Here is a 12,658-nt window from a genome sequence, read left to right on the forward strand (position 1 = left end):
GCTTCCATCAATGGGGTGAGGCCCTCCTGAGCCAAGTGCATTTTGGCTCAGAATACCTCGGATTTTATATGCAATCGCCCTTATCAGGCTTGCCTTTCACTAAACCAATAAGCTTAGTAGATGTTAAACAGACGGAAGCGGATATTGGGGCGAGTGTGGCTCACGATGGTTCCAGGTGTTGCAGTGGCGACACCGTTCTCATTCACAAGATTAATACCATCTTCAACAGCAACACCACCAACTACCGGTGCAACCTCAAAGAGCTGTCCTAGAGACAGGTTCTTCGCATGGCCATCTAGGAAAACAAGATTTAGGCGTCCCCGGATAGGAACGGGCATGCCTTGCATGGTAAATGTCTGCTCGGTATTGTGCCGACCCTGTGCCAGAAGTCCAGGCTGAGCAAAGCCCGCTGCAGTTGCGGTAATGCGTGGATCAAATGCCATCATCGCCCACCCTGAAGCTGCAGCCACGTTGGGAACGAATCCTGTCTCACCGATAATAATCGTGTCCGCAGGCTTTTGAATCGAGGCGAGTGCATAGCCTGGTGCATTATCCAAGCTCGATGCCCCGTTTCCATTGTCTCCTTGGAGTGCATAGCTCCAGCCATAGCCGCCCTTATCGTTCTGCCCAACAACGAGACCCGTCTGGCCACTGTTAGGACACGTGAAGTTGTTATTTGTGGTAGCAACCCAGGGGCGCTGGGAGATATTTGGGCAGGTAAAGACCTGCTGATTCTTCACATAAGGATAGATCTGCCACTGCCAGCGACCACGGCACTGGGCATTGTAGCCCGCCACAGGAAGAAGCTCGTCGTAGTCTTGGGAGTACTGGATCACACCAAGAGCGAGCTGTTTTGTGTTAGAAAGGCAAGCAATAGAGCGGGCTTTATCGCGTGCTTGTGCAAAGACAGGAAAGAGAATGGCGGCAAGAATCGCGATGATCGCGATCACAACAAGTAATTCAATGAGCGTAAATGCTTTCCGTTGCATACTAAATAACCTCAGATTATTAGAATCTCATGTTACGCAGTCAAGGTGTGGTACCCATCGTCGTTGGCCCAACTCCTGCCTCAGGGCGGGGAGGGTCTTCGTAGAGGCGTATCATACTCGAACTGCGTAACATGAGTAGAATTATCAAATTTTTTTTGTTCGTTTTGAACTGGAGAAACTAGTCGCGATTCAGCAGTCTGTAGTAGTTGTGGGAACGAACGCAGTTGACACAAGTGCCTTGTGCGTAGGTAGCAACACCATCTTCATTGGTGAGAGTCACGCCATCTTCAACTGCCACACCACCAACATTCGGTGCTTTTTCAAAGAGCTGACTGATTGCGAGGTTCTTGGCATGGCCATCTAAGAAGACACAGTTCAGGCGGCCCCTCACAGGAACGGGTTGTCCCTGCATCGTAACCGTCTGCTCCGTGCTGTGGCGGCCCTGTGCAAACAGACCGGGCTGACCAAATGCAGCGGAGCCCGTGTTACGTGGATCCCAGGCCATCATCGCCCAACCTGAAGCAGTACTCAAATTTTGAGCAAAGCCTGTTTCACTTATGATCACAGTATCCGCGTGCTTCGCAATTGAGGCCATTGAGTAGCCTGGAGCTCGGTCAAGAACTGCACCCGTCACATCACCTGAGTCGCCATGAAGGGCATAGTTCCAGCCATAGCCTCCCTTATCGTTCTGCCCCACTCTCAACCCCGTCTGACCAGAGTTTGGACAAGTGTAGTTGTTGTTGGTTGTCGCCCTCCAAGGCTGCTGAGCGAGATTGGGACAAGTGAAGACATTCTCATTTTTTACGTAGGGAAAAATCTGCCACTGCCAGCGGCCACGGCACTGGGCATTGTAGCCCGCAACCGGGAGTAGTTCGTCGTAGTCTTGAGCATACTGCATCACACCAAGAGCAAGCTGCTTGGTATTGGAGAGACAGGCAATAGAGCGAGCCTTGTCACGGGCTTGGGCAAACACGGGGAAAAGGATAGCGGCAAGAATCGCGATAATTGCGATGACGACGAGAAGTTCGATTAGAGTGAATGCTTTGCGTTGCATTAAAATTTACCTCAACCATTAAGGATTAGCTTCCCTGCTTGAAAAGCTGACAAAATTGTACCACTTTTGTTTTGTAAGTACCACTTCGGATTTCCTCAGATCCCCTCAGGATTTGACTGCAACAGCTCGCTCCAGAATCGCGAGTGCGGTGTCAAAGTTCTGATCCGCCAGATCGAGAACGAGGCCATCCCAGCGTATGGGGGCTTCGGGATCGGCGAGTTTTTTCAGCTCGTTGCGGAGCACTCCGGTGAACTGCTCGGGCTCATCGAATCCGGCAAACTCACTGGCCTCCCCAAACGCACCCGGCTGAGCGAGAATCTGGGTGTAGGAGATCACGGTGAGGGCGGGGCGTGCGCCCGCGGTTAGCGATCCGCCTGACGTGGGGAACTTACCCGTCCATTTGTCCCAGCGCGGGGGCTGGCTCCCGGACAAAACTGACGCCGCCGGAAGCTTGGACTGCGTCAGGGCCGTGTCTAGGCGCTTGATAAACGCCTCGCTGCGTGCTGTCGTCCGCTTTGTCCAAGCGCCGCGAGGGCCCGCCGGGTTGAGCATGTCCATGAAGTTAAAGCCTTCCAGCTCCGCCGCATCGGACTTTTGGTCTTTGGTGAAAGCAACCCGCTCGCGACTATTGGCCCCGCCTTGCCAGAAGAACATCATCCCATCGCTCATGCCCCCCCCTTGGATGCTACGGTAGCCCGGCGCGGCGAGGCGCTCCAGAGCGTAGCCCGTAACACCGGGAAGCGCCAGAAGTCGCTTCACCCGCGCCACAAACCCCGCGACATCGGCTCCTTCGGGCGTAAGGTAGTCGGCCCCGATCATTCGTGTCATGGTGGGAGCAAGCTGGGGCGGAATGCTACTCATCAGCTTCTGGCTCTCCGGGGAGGCCAGCCACTCGGTGAGCGACTGCCCTGTCCAAGACTTATCCCGTGGTGCTTCCGGGGTAAGAGGCTCCAGCGGGGCGAGCACGGCAACCACGGCGATCTTCCCTTTTGCCACCGTCCCCAGAGTCGCCAGAGCGGCCTCATCACGCACCGGAACCACCACGCGAAGCTCGGTGAGGCCACGGGCCACGGCAGAGTCCACTAGCTTTTTTGCCGCCGCTTCGTCCGCAGGGAGCGGCACAGCAGCGACGCGTTGCTTGATGCTCTCGGGCAGTGCCACGGAAGCGGGCGGGGTGGGAACAGGCAGGTCGGGGTGGATCTCATTGGCATCGGAGCTTGCCAGAGTCGCCACGGCTCCCAGTGAAGGCGCGACGAGCTCCGCCACCAGGTCCTGGCTACAGCGAACCTGGCTGAGGGGCTGCGGGTCGCTCTTGTTGACGCCAGAGACACCGTCCGGAATAGAGGCAATGGCTCCCGCGAACATCTTGTAGCGGTCTTCCATCTTGCTGCGCAGCTCCGGCGGCAGTTCCCCGAGAGCTAGCATATTGTTGTCGCCCGCAGGCTTTGCCTCCGCAATCTGCCAGAGGCGGGCACCAAGCTCGGAACCGCGACCGCGCGGAATGCCACTCAGTACTTTCTGACGGATGAGCCGCGCCTTGGCATCCATCGCCTTGCGCTCCGCACTCTTCTGATCCTGCATCATCCCCGAGATCGGCCCCATCATGGCCGTCATGGGGTTCTCCGCTTTCTTGATCACCACTTCTTCCGTCAGCAGATAGACTGACTCGCGATCATCACTAATGCGCCGAACGGCTCCCCCTACCGCCCAGCAGAGCGCCTGCACCAGATCGCCTGCCCGAGCCGTCGTGCCACGAGCGCTCACTTTAAGCTTACCGATGCGCTGATCCGCAAAGAGCGGCACTTTCGTCGCTGTCGCGATGCGAGTCACCAGCTCCTCCACCGTGGTCACTCCTGTCAGCGAGACACTCGCGTTCATGGTTCCCGTGTCGGTGTTGAGTTCTGTGGGCTTTTTCCGGGCCGGGACTCCCTTCTGATTCTGGCCCCCCATTGCCATCAGCATCGCAAGCGGGTTGGTCTGCTTCCCTCCCTTGAGTGCTAAGCTGCGAACCTCGCCGACCTGCTCCTCCATCCCACTGGCAATCCGCATGCTCATCCGTGCACCCTGGCCACCCGCCCCAATCTCGGGGAAGTTGGGGACGATATTTAGCGCACGGGTGAGGCGCAGGCGGAACTGATTCTGGTCACTCTGAGGAATCACAGGAGCCGGATCAAGCGGCCCCGCCTGTGGGATATTGGGCTTCCGCTCAAAACGAAACGGCATGGTGCGGCGCATGAGCGGCTGTAGAAGAGTCTTTTGCTGGTTGTCGAGGTTTGAGAGCGGAAGGCCCGACGACGACGAAGCTTGCTGAAGCTGGTTGGGAGTGAGGCTTGCCAAGAGTGGCAGTAGGCGGCTCCCGCCCATCATGCCTCCCATCGCCATCCCCTCTTGGATCATGTCGGCAATGTCCAAGCCACCAAAGGGACTCTCGCTCTTGGACTTATCCGGCAGAAGGAGCGGGGCAAGGACGCTGACTCCGCCGACGCGTACCACCTGCGCCCCAAACCGCGCGGCAATGGCGGTGGGATTCCAGCCCTCACGTGGGGGCGTTCCGAGTGGCGTCATCTGCGGCTTTTTCTGGCCCATCAGCTCCGCAAAATCAGGCATTCCCCCGCCCATGCCACCAAAGAGCCCCCCCATCCCGCCTCCGAAGAAATCCAGGGCAGTAGGAGTTGCCACTTGCTTGTACTTCTCCGCCCCCACGATCAGCAGAGGCCCACGAGCGGCGACGCTCCAGTAGAGATTCGGCACCACGGAGACGAGTGAGTTATTCGCACTGGCCTGCGGAGCCGCAATGGCCGGAGGCGCTTGAAGTAAGATTCCCATACTCACTAGGATACCTGAGCCTAGCCGTAGGTTGCACTCTATTGACGCTGGCTCTGCGGCTCCACCACCTGCGTCCCCTGCGTCCACCACGACCCACGCTGCATCGTCGGAATCGGTGTTCCTGTAGCCGCTTGGCGGTACTCTTCTGCCATCCGCAAAAACTGGAAACCTTGCTCTTGTGTTGAGAACGTACGCTTGGGAATCGTAATACGGACTGCGGAAGAGAACTGGATAAATAGATGCGTCTCGGATTCGACAAGCTGCTCAACCGCACTCAAGTAGAACAGACTTTCCGAGATTGGATTTTTAACGTTAATGCCAGTGGGGAGCAAGCTAAGTTCGTAGTTACCAAACCCAGCCTGAAAGGCACTTGCCTGTCGTTTAATTTGGCGACGAAGTACCTGTGGAACTCGGGGGAGTGCGATCAGGCACCCTAGACCCAGCCCAATAAAGAGCAACATGAGCTGATTCCAGTGCAACGCCCAGCACAATAGCCCCTCGACAATACTGATTACAAGCACAAGTCCATAGGTTCGCTGGTACTTTCGAATCATCCCAGACTGCTTCTGGTAGTGCAGATTCATCGCGAGCCAGTCTTCTTCTGTAAAATTATAGTGGACAGTCAAATGGTTTCTCCGATCACCGAGAGGGTCTGGTACTTGGGGCGTGGGGCGTGGGCGAGAATTCGAGTTAGCTCGGCCTCAGGCAAGGCAAGCGTGCCGGTCGCGCTGCCGTCGGATTCGACGGTGTCTAGGCGCACGGGGACGAGTGCGCCGTAGAGGGCGAGAGGGCCAGAGAACTTGACCTTGATGTAGTTGGGCGTGAAGCCCGTGAGCGTCCCGCCCTCGGGGTGCTCTACTAAGACTTGCACGGTCTGGCCCAGATAGCGCTCCGTGAAGGCGCGGTTAGTCTCATCAACGACGGCTTGTAGCTCCGCATGTCGGCGCTTTTTATCGTCGTCGCTCACGTCATCGGGGAGGGTGGCGGCGTAGGTCTTGTCGCGGGGCGAGTAGCGGAAGCAGTGGGTTTTCTGAAAACGAACGTCGCGGGCAAACGCCAGCGTGTTCTGGTGCAGCGCCTCGGTCTCGCCGGGATAGCCGACGATCAGATCCGTGGTGATGGCGACATCCGGCACAGCAGCACGCAGTTTTCGCACTAAGTCTTTGTAGAATGTCGCATCGTAGGGCCGGTTCATCGCCGCAAGTATGATGTCATCGCCGCTCTGGCAGGAGAGGTGCAGGTGCGGACAGAGGTTCGGGTGGCTGGCAAACGCCGCGATCAGGGCATCACTAACCTCGACAGGCTGGATGCTGGAGAGGCGAACACGAGCGATTCCTGGCACGTCGGCCACTTTCAGAAGTACCTCCGCCAGATCCGGGCCGCCGGAGCCCGTCGCTTCCCCGTAGGCCCCCACACAGACTCCGGTGACAATAATCTCACGCGTCCCCATAGCCGCCAAGCCTTCCGCCTCGGCGAGAATCTCTTGCCAGGGTCGGGAGACTTTGACTTTTCGGGTGTAGGGGATCTGACAAAAGCCGCAGAAGTGCGTGCAACCGTCTTGGACTTTGAGCGTGGCGCGGGTACGGCGCTCACGGGCGGGCAAAACAGTGGCAGGCGACGACGAGTAGCTCAGCACTTCGGGGGCGTGCTCGATCACTTTCTCGTAGACCCGCATTTTATCTTCGTTGTCTATGAGCAGGGTCGCGCCCTCGACCCACTCGCCATGATCGAGCACTTGCTGGCTATGGCAGCCCGTCATCACCACAATTGCGTTGGGGTTCGTCCGGCTCGCCTTTCGGGCCAGATAGCGCGATTTTTTGTCGGCTGCCGCCGTCACTGAGCAGGAGTTGATCACATAGACATCGGCAGGAGCATCGAAGTCGGTGAGCAAGAAACCAGCATTCGCAAAGTCTTCGGCGATTTTCTCGGTCTCGTACTGGTTGACTTTGCAGCCAAGGGTGGTGAGGGCAGCGACGGGCATAGCGCCTCCATTATACCCTTTTGAAAATAGGGTAAAGTAAGCGCATGACCCCTTCGATCAATGCCCACATCCATCTTCCCCCCAACTACTCCGCTTTTACGTCGGTAGACCAAGCCATCACGCTTGCCACAGAGCAAGGGATCACGGTATTAGGAGCGAGCAACTACTACGACTGGAGTGTCTATGAAGCGTTCGCCCAGAAGGCCACGGCGCATGGTATCTTCCCGCTCTTTGGGCTGGAGGTGATCTGCCTGGTGCCCGAGCTTCAGGCACAGAACGTCAAGATCAACGACCCCGGAAACCCCGGCAAGTTCTATCTCTGCGGTAAAGGGCTCACCAAGTTCTCGCCCCTCTCCGACGACGCTGAGGCGCTCTTGTCTACCATTCGGCGCAGTGATTCCGAGCGCATGGCCCAAGTAGTGACAAAGCTCTCCGAAGTTCTAGGGGTTTCCCTGACAGCGGAGCAGACCAAGAACGAGATTGCCCAGCGCCACGGCTGCGATGTGGCGACGGTTTACCTTCAGGAGCGCCATGTCGCGCAAGCCTTCGCCGATACGCTTGGCCTTGACCCGAACGCGGTTCGTTCCCAGTGGATGAAAGCAGGGAAGCCGGGGTATGTGGAGGAGACATTTGTCGGGTTTGACCATGCCTTTCGCCTGATTCTAGCGCTCGGAGGCATCCCGTGCTACCCCACCCTCGCCGATGGCACAAGCCCGATCTGTGGTTTTGAGGAGCCCGTGGAAAGCTTGATCGCGGCACTGAAAGCTCATGGGATCTACGCCGCTGAAGTGATTCCAACCCGCAATACACCGGAAGTCTTAACGCGCTATGTGCTGGCCATGCGCGAGGCGGGGCTGATCGTCACTGCGGGGACGGAGCACAACACCCCGGCACTTGACCCACTGGTGCCCACCTGCCTGGGAGGCACCCCGATCCCTGACATGCTACAAGAGATCTTCACCGAGGGGGCACGCGTGATTGTCGCACACCAGAGCGGCCCTGAGCGCTACGTAGAGACTCAAGGCCAGCTCTGTGCGGGATACGACTCTGAGGAGGCCCGAATCACAGCGTTTGCAGAGCTAGGAGCGGCGCTCTTGGCTAACGTCCCGGCCGCGACGGATTAAGATAGGCTCCCCAGACCGTAAACGGCAGGGTGTACCCTTCCTCATTGGCCAGTGGATGCAGCAGTACTTCGGTCTGTTGCTCGGGGGGCTCCATGTAGAAGGGACGCAGCGTCCCTAAGCGTGTCGCCGTGTCGGGTTTGATCGCGGCGAGCGGGGTAGTGAGCATGGCTGTTCGCACCTCCACCCCGTGGCGAGACTCTAAGTAGCTCCGCAGGAGATGGAACTCTTCCTCGCGAAAAAACTCATCTACCAAGTGTTCCGCTTTTTCCTGAGCATCACGGGCAAGCCCACGATAGCCGAGAAGCAAGCTGGCATAGTCACCAATGGACTCTTGCCGTCCCACACAGAACCAGTGGAACGTGATCTTTCCACGTCCCGGCCCTGCCTGGGTTGGTAGATAACTATACGGGAGGTAGAGCTTTCGCGCCGAGGCGCTCGTCGCCCCCACACCGGCGAGGATGGGAGCAGGAGTAGGTGCAGGCATGGTGGCGTCCTTGCCAGGTAGTACGGGCAAGCCGTTCTACCGGCGTCCTTTCCTCGCACTTTTATAGCGCGAAGTACCTTTGTCACGGCGGGGGGCAGGAACACCACCATCGCCCGTCGGAAGCTGCTGCCTAAGCTGTGCTTGGAGATCTAGTGCTTTTCCACAGCGTGAGCAGAAGTAAGCGTTTCGTCCAATAGCAGCAGGAGGCACCGTGGATCGGAACTCACAAGCGGGACAGACCACCACGATCTCACGTCGCCCGCCCAAGAAGGGTGGGTTACTCAATTAGTAACGCCCGCCTCGTCCACCGCCGCCGCCGCCATAACCACCGCCACCGCCGCCGCCACCACGGTCGTAGCCACCGCCACCGCCGCCGCTGCTACGCTCAACACGAGGGCGAGCTTCGTTAACGGTCAGGCTGCGTCCGCCCATCATAGAACCATTGAGAGCAGAGATAGCCGCACGTGCTTGGGAATCATCAGGCATTTCCACAAAGGCGAAGCCTTTGCTCTCGCCGCTGAAGCGATCCTGGGCAATATGAACATCGGTAACCGAACCCGACGACTCGAAAAGTTGTCGCAGACTATCGTTAGTCGCGCTGTAGGGAAGTCCCCCAACAAAGATACGCATGACGTACCGTCTCCTGTTTGACCTGGAAATTATTGTGCAGCACGGAGCAAACAGAAGGAGCAGAGAGAACGGATATAAAGCGATCTACTGGAGCTGTCGTTTCGAATACCAGCGGGTAAGGTCCCTACCTGCTTGGAGCACTCGGCAGTGTATCAGAGAAAAAGTTTAATTGCCATGAAGGAATCATAGGGTCGCTTATACAACTTAATCCTGCCTGTAACTGGATGATCAACCTACAGGCAGGAGGAAGTACTCTGATGCAACGTTCTCATTCACGACAGCGGGGATTCACGCTGATCGAACTTTTAGTGGTCATCGCGATTATCGCGATACTTGCTGCAATTCTCTTCCCCGTTTTTGCACGAGCCCGTGAGCAAGCTCGCAAGACCACCTGTCTCTCCAATCTAAAACAAATGGGCACTTCCATGCTGATGTATGTCCAAGACTATGATGAGACCTATCCCTGGCTCATGCAAGACGGGCGCAATAACAATAACACCACGGGACTGAGTCGAAATATGATTGTGGTTCCTTCCCCCGTGCTCAATGGGGTACGCGGTCTTTTTATGGACTACACACTTCAGCCCTATGTCAAGAACCTCGGAATCTTTAACTGCCCGACCCTCCAGCCCTCCAAGCCCGTTCTAGACGCCAGCGGTCTTCCGTTAAACCAATACGGCTCGTACGGCTACTCCTATGGGGGAATTGGAGCAACGCCCTCGCCAGGTGGCGGCACCCCGCTGGAACTTTTCCTGCGCGTCGTCGGCCCTTCGCTCGGGGCTCCGTACAATGACAACAACCCCCAAAATCACTTCATTGCGGGCCAATCTCTCGCCGCGGTTGGTCGGCCCGCGGATGTCGTGATGATGTTCTGCAACTCCTACGGAGCCCACGCGGCGGTCAAAGATGCCCAGGTTATCCCCTCGGCCTTTGGCGGAACAGGGGAGAACCTCAACGGGGCCACTCTTGCAGTCTTTGCCGATGGACACGCCAAGTTCAAAAATGGCAAGTTCCTGGATCTAGTGCGCCTCGTGCTGGAGCCGCTCAACCCATGAAACAAGAGCTTCCCAAGGGGATTATTGTCGCGGTGATTGCTCTTCTTGTTATCGTTGTTGGAGTTGTGCTGGGAAGACAGCTCACCAAGCCCGATATTGAGCGAGATGCCCAAGGCAACCTCGTCACCGGACTTGACCCCAGTAAGATGGAGCGCGACCCGGTCAAGTTCAAAGCGGCTATGGACAAGCTCATTCAAGACGAAAAGGCCGCTAAGGGCGGACGTTAGTTACACGCCCGGCTCCTTGGAGTCGGGCTCTTCTTTTTCGGCACGAAGGCTCTCCAGTGCCCCAAGTCCGCGAAGCTGGGGCCACTTCAGGCCGACTCCTGCCACGACCAAGACCGTGCCGATCCCCCCGACAACGACCGAGGTAACAGCCCCGAGCCAGCGTGCCAGATAGCCCGACTCGGCGGCCCCTAGCTCGTTGGAGATTCCGATAAACACGGAATTGACGGCGGAGACGCGCCCCTGCATGTGGCGCGGCGTGGTTGCCTGCACCAGCGTGTGGCGCACGACGACGCTGATGTTGTCCGTGGCTCCAGTGAGTGCCAGCGCGATCAAGGAGAGAAAGAAGCTCTGGGAGAGTCCGAAGACAATGGTCGCTAGGCCAAAGCCCGCCACTGCCCAGAGCAGGGCTACGCCCGCTTTTTTGATCGGTGCATGGTAGGCAATGGTCAAGCTCACGATCAGCGCACCGACGGCCGGCGCGGCGCGTAGATAGCCCAGTCCAACAGGGCCGACGTGTAGGATGTCTTTGGCGTAGACCGGCAAGAGCGCCGTTGCGCCCCCAAAGAGCACCGCTAGCATGTCCAGAGAGATCGCGGCTAAGATCAGCGGCTGGCTCCGCACAAACGCAGCCCCGGCGGCGAGGCGCTGCCAGACTCCCTCCCCCAAAACAGGCGTGACGGTCATCGGGGCAGGGCGTAGAAAGAGCATGCAGAACCAGAAGAGCCAGAGCGCTCCTGCTGCAATGGCATAGCTGGGCCAGGCCACTTTGAAGACCGCCAGAAGCGCCCCACCGAGTGCAGGCCCCGCCAGCGACGCAAGCTGCCAGCGCGAGGTATTCCAGGCAATCGCATTGGCCAGCGTCTCCTCGGGAACTAGCTGAGGAAGAAGCGCAGAGCGAGCGGGGTTCGCCACGGCTTGAAAGAGCGACTCGATGAGTAAGATCGCGTAGAGGCTCCAGACCGGCGCTTTGCTGTGCGAGAGCCACGCCAGAATCAGCATGCACACAAACACAAACGGCAGGGTAAAAATGAGGATCTTCCGGCGGTCTTTGCGATCCGCCAGATCACCGGCGGGCAGTGCTAGCGCCACAATGGGAATCGCCTGGAGCAGCCCGAGCAGCCCTAAAGCACCCGGGTCATGGGTGCGCTCGTAGAGCTCCCAGCCCAGTGCCACCGAGAAGATCTGCCCTCCCAGCGCCGAGGCAAGACCTCCAATCGCAAAGAGCCGGTAGTTGGCAGAGCGCAGAGCGGCATAGGGGTCGCGGGGCATAGAACCGGAGTATACCTAGGTGCGCGGTACAATAGAGCCATGTTCACAGGAATCGTGGAGGCGGTCGGCAAGATCGCGGCGCTAGACTCCGGGCGCGACTCGGTGCGGATCACGGTGTCGGCGGCGCGGATCGCGGAAGATGTGGCGATTGGCGACTCGGTGGCGATCAATGGGGTCTGCCTCACGGTAGTCGAGATCATGGCTCCACAAGTGAGCTTTGAAGCCGTCTACGAGACGCTCCGCCGCACGACGCTGGGTCAGCGTAGAGTCGGCGAAACGGTGAATCTAGAGCGTGCTCTCAAGGCCGATGGGCGCTTTGGCGGGCATATTGTCCAAGGCCACGTCGACGGCACGGGGCGCATTGCCTCGATTCGCCCCGCAGGCGACTCGTGGTTTGTCTATGTGGAAGCCTCACCGGAGCTGCTGCGCTATGTGGTAACCAAGGGCAGTGTCTGCGTGGATGGCATCTCGCTTACGGTGATGGACGCAGACGACAAAGCGTTCTCTCTCTCGATCATCCCCCACACCTGGGAGAACACCACGCTCAAAGACTGGCGAGCGGGCGACTCGGTCAATATCGAGACCGATATCATTGGTAAGTACGTGGAAAAACTCATGGGCGGACAGTGGGGCGCTCCGGGTGGCGGACGCGGCGTGACCTTGGACCTGCTGGCTCGGAGCGGCTACATCGAGACCCAGCCCGAACCCGAGGCATCTAAGCGATGGTAGAGCCCGAGATTCGCTTTGACCGGATCGAAGATGCCATTGAGGACTTGCGGGCGGGCAAGCTCATTATTCTCGTAGACGACGAAGACCGGGAGAATGAGGGCGACTTTGTGATGGCCGCTCAGTTTGTCACCCCAGAGATCATCACCCTGATGAACCGGCGTGCCAGCGGCATTATCACCGTTCCGATGATGGCCGAGCGCCTGGAGGAGCTGAACATCCCGGCGCAAGTTCAAGACAACACCGAGGCGATGCGCACCGCGTTTCATGTTGCCGTAGACGCCCGCGCCGGA

13 protein-coding genes are annotated in these 12,658 nt (G+C 58.3%); 5 read left to right on the forward strand and 8 right to left on the reverse strand.

All coding sequences use genetic code 11. From position 1 onward, the window contains the following. Positions 1 to 113: 113 nt before the first annotated feature. The 5 genes from RMO15_RS32150 to mtaB all read right to left on the reverse strand — a co-directional run bounded on the left by RMO15_RS32150 (position 114) and on the right by mtaB (position 6,850). On the reverse strand, positions 114 to 989 hold the full coding sequence (locus RMO15_RS32150; protein ID WP_309723080.1) for a DUF1559 domain-containing protein: 876 nt from the start codon (positions 987 to 989) through the stop codon (positions 114 to 116). Positions 990 to 1,167: 178 nt separating this feature from the next. Next, positions 1,168 to 2,043 (reverse strand): DUF1559 domain-containing protein, encoded by an 876-nt coding sequence (locus RMO15_RS32155; protein WP_309723084.1) that lies wholly within the window; start codon positions 2,041 to 2,043, stop codon positions 1,168 to 1,170. Between the two features lie 105 nt (positions 2,044 to 2,148). Then, the gene (locus RMO15_RS32160; RefSeq protein ID WP_309723087.1) at positions 2,149 to 4,869 is read right to left on the reverse strand and encodes a hypothetical protein; all 2,721 of its coding nucleotides are present in this window, start codon (positions 4,867 to 4,869) and stop codon (positions 2,149 to 2,151) included. Positions 4,870 to 4,907: 38 nt separating this feature from the next. Then, complete coding sequence (locus RMO15_RS32165; protein ID WP_309723090.1) at positions 4,908 to 5,453, reverse strand: YcxB family protein; 546 nt, start codon at positions 5,451 to 5,453, stop codon at positions 4,908 to 4,910. Between the two features lie 38 nt (positions 5,454 to 5,491). After that, entirely contained in the window at positions 5,492 to 6,850 is a 1,359-nt protein-coding gene (gene mtaB / locus RMO15_RS32170) for a tRNA (N(6)-L-threonylcarbamoyladenosine(37)-C(2))-methylthiotransferase MtaB (RefSeq protein ID WP_309723093.1), read from the reverse strand. Positions 6,851 to 6,894: 44 nt separating this feature from the next. Between mtaB and RMO15_RS32175 the strand changes: the two genes are divergently transcribed. After that, a complete protein-coding gene (locus RMO15_RS32175; RefSeq protein ID WP_309723095.1) occupies positions 6,895 to 7,974 on the forward strand; it encodes a hypothetical protein in 1,080 nt (359 codons plus the stop codon). Here RMO15_RS32175 and RMO15_RS32180 read toward each other — a convergent pair. Continuing rightward, positions 7,949 to 8,488 (reverse strand): hypothetical protein, encoded by a 540-nt coding sequence (locus RMO15_RS32180; RefSeq protein WP_309723097.1) that lies wholly within the window; start codon positions 8,486 to 8,488, stop codon positions 7,949 to 7,951. The two genes, RMO15_RS32175 and RMO15_RS32180, sit on opposite strands and share 26 nt — an antisense overlap. A gap of 255 nt (positions 8,489 to 8,743) precedes the next feature. Continuing rightward, positions 8,744 to 9,088: an RNA-binding protein gene (locus RMO15_RS32185; protein ID WP_309723100.1), complete on the reverse strand. Its 345-nt coding sequence runs from the start codon at positions 9,086 to 9,088 to the stop codon at positions 8,744 to 8,746. A 257-nt stretch (positions 9,089 to 9,345) separates the two neighbouring features. On the opposite strand from RMO15_RS32185, the gene RMO15_RS32190 reads away from it, so the two are divergent. Both RMO15_RS32190 and RMO15_RS32195 read left to right on the forward strand, forming a co-directional pair. Then, positions 9,346 to 10,143: a prepilin-type N-terminal cleavage/methylation domain-containing protein gene (locus tag RMO15_RS32190; RefSeq protein WP_309723103.1), complete on the forward strand. Its 798-nt coding sequence runs from the start codon at positions 9,346 to 9,348 to the stop codon at positions 10,141 to 10,143. Continuing rightward, positions 10,140 to 10,370: a hypothetical protein gene (locus RMO15_RS32195; RefSeq protein WP_309723106.1), complete on the forward strand. Its 231-nt coding sequence runs from the start codon at positions 10,140 to 10,142 to the stop codon at positions 10,368 to 10,370. The genes RMO15_RS32190 and RMO15_RS32195 overlap by 4 nt, the downstream gene beginning before the upstream one ends. Here RMO15_RS32195 and RMO15_RS32200 read toward each other — a convergent pair whose 3' ends face one another. Beyond that, the gene (locus RMO15_RS32200; RefSeq protein WP_309723108.1) at positions 10,371 to 11,639 is read right to left on the reverse strand and encodes an MFS transporter; all 1,269 of its coding nucleotides are present in this window, start codon (positions 11,637 to 11,639) and stop codon (positions 10,371 to 10,373) included. A 39-nt stretch (positions 11,640 to 11,678) separates the two neighbouring features. Here RMO15_RS32200 and RMO15_RS32205 point away from each other — a divergent pair, with 39 nt between their 5' ends. Continuing rightward, on the forward strand, positions 11,679 to 12,368 hold the full coding sequence (locus tag RMO15_RS32205) for a riboflavin synthase (protein ID WP_309723111.1): 690 nt from the start codon (positions 11,679 to 11,681) through the stop codon (positions 12,366 to 12,368). Then, on the forward strand, positions 12,362 to 12,658 hold a 297-nt coding region (locus tag RMO15_RS32210), incomplete at its 3' end, for a 3,4-dihydroxy-2-butanone-4-phosphate synthase (RefSeq protein WP_309723114.1). The genes RMO15_RS32205 and RMO15_RS32210, both read left to right, overlap by 7 nt.

Source organism: Armatimonas sp. (genome assembly GCF_031410135.1).
GTDB lineage: Bacteria > Armatimonadota > Armatimonadia > Armatimonadales > Armatimonadaceae > Armatimonas.

Coding starts and splice junctions, on each gene's coding strand:
- RMO15_RS32185 (WP_309723100.1), bottom strand. CDS start 9,088: ATGCGTATCTTTGTTGGGGGACTTCCCTACAGCGCGACTAACGATAGT.
- RMO15_RS32175 (WP_309723095.1), top strand. CDS start 6,895: ATGACCCCTTCGATCAATGCCCACATCCATCTTCCCCCCAACTACTCC.
- RMO15_RS32195 (WP_309723106.1), top strand. CDS start 10,140: ATGAAACAAGAGCTTCCCAAGGGGATTATTGTCGCGGTGATTGCTCTT.
- RMO15_RS32155 (WP_309723084.1), bottom strand. CDS start 2,043: ATGCAACGCAAAGCATTCACTCTAATCGAACTTCTCGTCGTCATCGCA.
- RMO15_RS32205 (WP_309723111.1), top strand. CDS start 11,679: ATGTTCACAGGAATCGTGGAGGCGGTCGGCAAGATCGCGGCGCTAGAC.
- RMO15_RS32165 (WP_309723090.1), bottom strand. CDS start 5,453: ATGAATCTGCACTACCAGAAGCAGTCTGGGATGATTCGAAAGTACCAG.
- RMO15_RS32200 (WP_309723108.1), bottom strand. CDS start 11,639: ATGCCCCGCGACCCCTATGCCGCTCTGCGCTCTGCCAACTACCGGCTC.
- RMO15_RS32190 (WP_309723103.1), top strand. CDS start 9,346: ATGCAACGTTCTCATTCACGACAGCGGGGATTCACGCTGATCGAACTT.
- mtaB (WP_309723093.1), bottom strand. CDS start 6,850: ATGCCCGTCGCTGCCCTCACCACCCTTGGCTGCAAAGTCAACCAGTAC.
- RMO15_RS32150 (WP_309723080.1), bottom strand. CDS start 989: ATGCAACGGAAAGCATTTACGCTCATTGAATTACTTGTTGTGATCGCG.
- RMO15_RS32160 (WP_309723087.1), bottom strand. CDS start 4,869: ATGGGAATCTTACTTCAAGCGCCTCCGGCCATTGCGGCTCCGCAGGCC.